At 56.8% G+C, this 6,924-nt stretch carries 5 protein-coding genes and 1 pseudogene; 4 read left to right on the top strand and 2 right to left on the bottom strand.

Annotated features, from left to right (window positions below):
• On the bottom strand, window positions 1-401 hold a 401-nt coding region (locus BM171_RS14705; RefSeq protein ID WP_175497571.1), incomplete at its 3' end, for a transposase.
• Window positions 402-836: 435 nt separating this feature from the next.
• Between BM171_RS14705 and BM171_RS18730 the strand changes: the two genes are divergently transcribed.
• Window positions 837-1,025 (top strand): hypothetical protein, encoded by a 189-nt coding sequence (locus BM171_RS18730; protein ID WP_139218713.1) that lies wholly within the window; start codon window positions 837-839, stop codon window positions 1,023-1,025.
• Between the two features lie 647 nt (window positions 1,026-1,672).
• On the opposite strand, the gene BM171_RS14700 is transcribed toward BM171_RS18730, so the two are convergent.
• Complete coding sequence (locus tag BM171_RS14700; RefSeq protein ID WP_175497570.1) at window positions 1,673-2,716, bottom strand: calcium-binding protein; 1,044 nt, start codon at window positions 2,714-2,716, stop codon at window positions 1,673-1,675.
• A gap of 380 nt (window positions 2,717-3,096) precedes the next feature.
• Here BM171_RS14700 and BM171_RS14695 point away from each other — a divergent pair, with 380 nt between their 5' ends.
• From BM171_RS14695 to BM171_RS14685, 3 genes and pseudogenes are all read left to right on the top strand, one after another.
• Window positions 3,097-4,599, top strand: a complete 1,503-nt coding sequence (locus BM171_RS14695) for a tyrosine-type recombinase/integrase (protein ID WP_093013987.1) — start codon at window positions 3,097-3,099, stop codon at window positions 4,597-4,599.
• Between the two features lie 36 nt (window positions 4,600-4,635).
• A pseudogene (locus BM171_RS14690) lies at window positions 4,636-5,340 on the top strand (IS6 family transposase).
• A 323-nt stretch (window positions 5,341-5,663) separates the two neighbouring features.
• Complete coding sequence (locus tag BM171_RS14685; protein WP_093013984.1) at window positions 5,664-6,905, top strand: glycosyltransferase family 4 protein; 1,242 nt, start codon at window positions 5,664-5,666, stop codon at window positions 6,903-6,905.
• The last annotated feature ends 19 nt before the right edge of the window (window positions 6,906-6,924 follow it).

The raw sequence follows: 6,924 nt of genomic DNA, 5'->3' as shown, positions 1-6,924 counted from the left end.
CGACTGACCTGGCTCTTCGACATGCCGCCCGCGCCCATGGCCTTCACCAGATCGTCCACGGAGCGCGTGGAAACACCTTGGACGTAGGCCTCCTGAATCACCGCCACGAGCGCCTTCTCGGCTGTGCGGCGCGGCTCCAGGAAGCTGGGCAGGTAGCTCCCTTTTCTCAGTTTCGGGATCTCCAGCGCGATCCGCCCGGCACGGGTGTCCCAGTCCCGGTCCCGGTAGCCGTTCCGCTGAACCTCCCCCAGGGGCGAACGTGCGCCCTTCGCGGCGCCGGTTCGCTCTTCCACCTCCGCTTCCATGATCCGCTCGGCCGCGAAGGCCAGCATCTCGCGGACGAGGTCGCCGTCAGCCTGCTTCTCAACCAGCTCGATCAGCGTCATTCTGTCGTCGGTCATCGTCATCTCCGTTCTTGGTTCAAGGTCTCGCAACCCGAACCTGCCCGAAGATCGACGATGGCCGCCAGCGTCACACCCGGCCGCGCGCTGCGCTACGCCAGGGGCTCCGCGCGCTGCGCTACGCCAGGGGCTCCGCGCGCGGCCTCCTACACCAAGCATTGGGACACTACCCCTGAGTCTAACATAAAATTTGAAGGAGCCGGGTATGGGCGGCATCTTAGCGTCCTGTTCGGAGCGAATGGCGGGGATGTCTCGGAGGCATTTATTAAGTCGGGGCTGGCAAAGAGTTCAATGAACACGGATTGGTGCTTTTAATGAGCTCTGATAAGTTCGTCGATCGTTTCCACAGCGTCCAGCAAGCCTTCTCGTCTGGGCGTTAAGATTTCATTAATAAATCCGGCCGAAAATCATCAATCCACAGATCGGGAGAAAATCATGAGCGAAGTCGAGAACATCTTGCGCGAAGCCCTACTGGCATATGCAAAGAGATATGGACCTCTCACCGATCCGCATCCACGATCACCGCGCCCCGTAGATTGGATGCTGCCGGCGTTCCAGTCCAAAACCAAGGCGGAGGCTGCAAATCAGCCTGAAGCGCCTTCAGGGATACAATCGTCGGAATGACGCATTGTCTCAAGCAAATCGCGTGAGCACGCATGTCTTAAACAAGATTGCCCCCGTCGCTGGGGCAACAGTGCGACGGGGGCCCTGGGTTGTGTCTGCTGAACACTATTTTAAATTACCTTATCGAAGCGATTCTGCAAGCTTTTCCTTCGATCACAGATAGTTAATCGAGTCCCCAAATGCACATGCAGAAGCGGTTCGCTTTCTTGGATGCGTATTTACCAAGGCTACTTGTGGCCTGGATCTGCCGTGAGCCGTTCTCGTCCACACAGCGCAGCGTTACCGCTCTCGGTGGATGCAGCTTGTGGCAGAACTTCTGGCCCTCCTTGTAGAATCGCGGTTCCACGTTCGGAGAGAACTTTACCTGCATCTGATGTCCGACCGGCTCACAGACGACAACGTGTTCGACCGGCGGTGGAGCCGCGACCCGCTTCGGCGGCTTCTTGGGATCGGGTCCTCCGTCATGCGATCGCTCCGGGGGGGACCCCCCGGGAGGATTTCCCGGCGGGTCCGATGGCGGATCGAAGCTCGGACGATCATAGGAGGGTTCAGTTGGCGGCTGGTTCAAAGCCATAACTGGCATTGTCGACAGCGCAAAGAAAACCAGGGCGGAGGAAAGTATGCGTTTCATGCTCATGCCTTTTATCTCACACGAAGGAGTCTGAGCCGATACCGGCAATTTGATCGTCGCTAATCGTGGCACCGGCGCGAATGATTGCGACTGTCTGATCGCCGACGCGCACGAGTGTGTCACCAGTGGCCGTATCGAGCTCTGTTGTGATCGGAGCGTTCAGCCCCTCTGCGTTTGAGTAGGCGAAGAGAAGCATGTCATCGGGCTCGAAATCCTCAACAATGGGCGGGGATGAGGGATCAACCCAGCTTCCGGTATAGAAGATATCGCTGCCGGATCCGCCCGTAGCGACATCAGCACTTCCCATGACTATTTGGTCGTCACCGTCACCGCCGTTGATTTCATCGGGATCTACCAGATCCTGGTCACGGAAGAATTCGTCATTCTCGCCGTCAGTGTATCCCCAGATGAAGTCGTTTCCGTCTCCACCTTCGAGGGTATCTTCGCCCTCATTGCCACGCAGAAAGTCGTCATCGGCACCGCCATTGACACTGTCATTGCCCGGACCGCCGAAAAGCCTATCGAAACCATCACCGCCTTCGAGCGTATCATCACCCTCGCCACCAACGAGTTCATCGTTGCCAGACTCGCCGAACAGTTGATCGTCGCCCTCATCGCCAAACAATTGGTCGAAGCCTGCTCCACCAGTGACAGTGTCGTCGCCCGCCTCGCCGGCAACTAGATCATCGCCGTTTCCACCGCTCAATTCGTCGTTGCCCGGGCCACCATAGATGGAGTCAAATCCATCGCCGCCGTTCACGACGTCATCGCCCTCTGCAGCGTCAAGAACGTCATCACCTTCGGCTCCGTCAATCGTGTCGTTGCCTTCTTGTGCGTCAATCGTGTCAGCGTCGGACGTGCCTTCGAGGTCATCGTCACCATTGGTGCCGAAGACGATATCATTGATCGAGTCGCCGTCTCCGGATCCCTCACCATCACCGCCACCATCAGTCGGAGGGACGTCCGTGTCGTCTTTTTCGTCGGACGAGCCTCCATCATCGCCACCGCCGACAAAGGCGAGGCCAGCAAAGCCGGCCAGGAGCAAAAGCAAATATTCCATGTCGGTCCTCATACGATGCAGAATCACTGAACTTGCATCAACCTGACACGAAAACGCGGATTTTCCGCCCAATTTCAGACACAATCGCGCATCCGGAAACAGTGATGCGAACATCGGCTGTTTGTCGTCGCAAGGGTGTCTAATTTAAGGGTTTGCCGAGCAAAGCGAGCCGAAAAATCAACGCAGCGGGAGCTCGACACAAAAGCGGCGACGTTTAATCAGCATGTGATCTGGCGTCGCCGTAAGTTTTGCGGTGTGTGTAGATTACCCTAGCTTGCGCGAACGTAGAGTCAATACAACCCTGAGTATTAACTTAAGCCGCGCTTCGTCGTGCAGATGGCGCTACCCTACACATCGCAACCTTGAGCGAGGATGATCTGATGTCTTATGAAACTTTAGCAGCGGCCTTCATGAAGACAGAACACCTGAGGAACCCGTGTCGCTTTGCCGAAGAAAGCCAAGTTTCGGCATTGCCATTCCGTGAGACACCCTATTGGCATTCATTGTATAGATGCAGGCACATCGGCATTCATCGTCCCGATCTCCGAATGTGCAACTGGACGGCTCGAATTCTGACGAAAGACAAGAAGTATCGTCAAAAGTGTCTTGGACCCGCCATAGATATAGGTCGCGGCTTGATCACGTATCAAACGGCAGTTTGCCGAGCACTTGAGTGGTTCGACTCCGGAGAAGTTAAATCTACTGCGAATGAAGCCGCGACCCTCGGAAAAACGAGCGAGGTCTGCTTCTGTCCAATTGGTCAGGTTTATACGGTCGGTCACGCGCTCAAAGATTACTCGGAATGGACGCGTCTATCCCGTTCCCCAGGAGGCCACTATAACAACTTAGTGCTGATAAATTATCATTTGATACCCTATCTCGCGCATCTTCCTCTTGAAGACTTTTCGGCGAAGAACCTTAAGGATCTTGCGCAACGTGTTCTTGATACGCCACCAAGGTACGGTTTCATGGAACGCCAGCTGAAGTCTAAAGAAGGCCCCCTAACCGCAGACCAGCTCAGAAAGCGAAAACGCACATTTAATTCGCTTGTTACAATTCTGAAGATGGCCTTCCGTCATGCTTGGGATAATGCAGAAATACAATCAGAGCGCCCATGGAGATGCTTAAAACGAATTCCAGTCAACCACTCCCCTAGAACGATCTTTCTTGATCGTGAAGAATGCAATCGGCTTCTGGCTATCTCGACGCCTGCTTTGAAACGGCTTGTCCTTGCTGCTCTCTACACCGGCTGTCGAGTTGGTGAACTTGGAAGCCTTCGCGTAGAGGATGTAGCCAGGGAAGGTTTTGGAATTCGGGTAGCGGCGTTCAAACGATCACCGGCGCGTTTCGTCTTCCTACCAGACGAGGGGATGGCGTTCTTCCTGGCGCAGTGCGAAGGAAAATCGGGGCAAGATTATGTTTTCGTCTCGGATATGGGCAAACCTTGGGTGAAGCAGCATATACGGCTGTTTAGACGCGCTGTTTCTACCGCAGGCTTGCCGAGTGAATTTGTGTTTCATGGTCTACGCCATACATATGCGAGCGATCTTGTCCGGCAGGGCGTCTCGATCGATATTGTAGCGAAACAACTTGGACATGCTAACAGCCTTACCGTCAGCAACACATACGGTCACTTCGCAGAGCAATTCCGGGAAGAGCAGATAAGGCGGAGGTTCAGCCCTTTAAGCCGTGAGCAACGGGATGAAATGGAACGTCGCGCCTGTCAATTGGCTAAACTGTGGACATCGCTTCAGACGGAAGACTGGCGCGCTTACGCACGAACGATACCCGATACATCAAAGCCGAAAAAGTCGTTCGCAAGACCTGCAGCAGAAGTTGCCGAAGTGTTTGATCGCGCGGAGGGTCCTTTCAGAGAAATTTAACTTGGGCCGGGGCAGGGCGTGGAACAGCGTTCGTGCATGGCCAAACTCAGCTGTTTGAAGTTGTTCAAGATGAACCCCGAGATCGTCCGCTTGGCGGTGATGCTGTAAATACGTTTTCCGCTCTCGCTGCCCCAAGTCAAGGAGCCGCTGCATGAACGGGACGTCGATGTCAGTTACGAAATGATCCGATATTGGTGACACCGTTTTGGGCCGATGTTCGCGGCTGTTATCCGTAAGTGTCGCATCGAAGGCATGAAATTCAGCCGCTGGCGTTGGCACCTCAACCAGATGTTTGTAATAGTCAATTGTGAGCGCGACTTTCTTTGGCGCGTGGTGAAGCACGAAAGCGAGGTACTCGAAAGCTTCGTGACGGAGACCCAAGGCAAGAAAGCGGCAATCAAATTCTTTAAGAAAGCAGTGCTTAAGCATGGTCGCCCTGAAGCCTTCGTGACTGAGAAGCTTAGATCCTATGGTGCCGCGCCAAAGGAGCTTGGTTCCGAAGATCAACAAAAAATAAACCGTTGGAAGAACAATCGCGCCGAGAATTCACACCTATCATTACGATAACGGGAGCGGGCTATGCTTCAATTTTACCACGTGCGAAGCTTATAGAAATTCGCCGCCGTCCACGCCTTTGTTTCAAACCAATTCAATCATGAGCGTAGCCTCTCAAGCAGCCATCTCTTCAAGATCAGGCGCGCCGCCGCTCATGCAGAGTGGCGCGGTCTCTACGCGGGATAAGGGTCAATGCAGCTGTCCTAGTGGAGACGAGTTCGAATTAGTCTGACAGCACCGCCACCATCACAACATCTCTAACTGAACGGCTTGGGCCTCGCCGGGAACGAGAAATCCGATCTTGGTCGAGCGAAAACTGCTCAAGTTTCGCGCGACCATCTTAAAACGCAGCTGCCGACCGCCACGACGCCCTGTGGAAGGTCGCTCCAAAGGGCAGCTGCGCCGAGTTTCTGCGCGACGGGTCGACAAGGTGGCAGGGAAAGCGACACACTCCTTCTACGAGCGGGCGGATTTGGAGACGCGCAGCCAAGGCGACGGAGACGTGGAACGTGGATCATGCTTTCGATCTGAAAGACGACGTTGTTCTCGATCCCAGCGCTGCGGCGCAGATTCGCGATCGCTTGGGGATACCGGATGGACGCGCGCCCAAGCTGGCCTTCCATGCAGGTCCGGGCGACGCCGTAGGCACGTTCGAGCAATGGGCAGAGGGGCGGCACGATGCGCGGGTGCCGGTGCTGACCTATTCCGCGCAGTTCTACAGCCTGGTGGCGGCGCTCGGCGCCGAAGCGCTTGTTCTGACCGAAAGCGAGAGCCGGCCGACGGTGGCCGATCCGCGATTTCGCTTTGTTTGCGTGAAGCGCGAAGGGTCGGCAAAGGGGATTCGTTGGCATTTGGCCGAGCGTGATTACGCGCGCCGGCTGGCGGCGGCTGTCAGTGACTGGGCGCCGGATGTCACGATCCTGGGCGGCGATTTGAAGCCGTCCGCCTATCATGCGCTGGCCGGCCGAGGACAACTGATCCTGTCGCTGCACAACACGTTCTGGCCGATGGGAAACCGCCCGCAGACACTGAAAAGCCGCGCGCGCCAATGGCTTTTGGGCCGTGCGCTGGCACGCGCCAAAGGTGCGGTCTGCACGTCCGCGGAATGTGCGCGGCAACTCGAGACGCTGGCGGGGGACGTGCAGCGCGTTAAGACAGAGATGTCGCAAGTGCGCCCGGAGCACTTGCACACGCCGCGCGCCCGGAAGCGAGCAAGGCAGCTGCTGTTTCTGGGCCGGATCGAAGCCAACAAAGGTGTTTTCGATCTGCTGGGGGCCTTCGGCGCGCTGGCTCGGCGCTTCGGGGATGCGCGGTTGGTGCTGGCCGGCAGCGGCAGCGCGGATGAGGCTCTCCGCGATGCGGTGAGCCACCAAGACGCGGCGGCGCAAATCGAGTTTGCAGGATCTTTGGACGCTGACGGGGTTCATGACGCGCTGCGCGAGTCAGATCTGCTGGTCTGTCCCACCCGAACCGAGTTCAACGAAGGGCTGGCGCTGGTCGTGCTCGAGGCGGCGGCGCAAGGGGTGCCGTCGGTTGCCAGCTCAGTGGTCCCCGCCGCCGAGACCGTAGGTGCGGCCTGCGTTACGTTTCCTGCCGACGACGTTGCCGCTCTTCGGGGAGAACTGGAGAAGATCATGGAGGATGATGAAGCTTATACGCGCCTGGCGCGCAATGCCGTGCCCATACGCGCGAAAATGCTCGATCGCAGTCTCGGCTGGAGCAGCTGCCTCGCCGGGGTGATTGCCGCGTAATCGACACAGCGGGCATCGC

It is taken from the genome of Roseivivax halotolerans (assembly GCF_900115815.1).
Lineage (GTDB): Bacteria > Pseudomonadota > Alphaproteobacteria > Rhodobacterales > Rhodobacteraceae > Roseivivax > Roseivivax halotolerans.
Note: the sequence above shows the minus strand (reverse complement) of the source record. Positions and strands in the feature narration are given on the sequence as shown.

Bases quoted from the DNA above. Each gene is read 5' to 3' on its own strand.
- BM171_RS18730 (WP_139218713.1), top strand. From the start codon at position 837: ATGAGCGAAGTCGAGAACATCTTGCGCGAAGCCCTACTGGCATATGCA.
- BM171_RS14700 (WP_175497570.1), bottom strand. From the start codon at position 2,716: ATGGAATATTTGCTTTTGCTCCTGGCCGGCTTTGCTGGCCTCGCCTTT.
- BM171_RS14695 (WP_093013987.1), top strand. From the start codon at position 3,097: ATGTCTTATGAAACTTTAGCAGCGGCCTTCATGAAGACAGAACACCTG.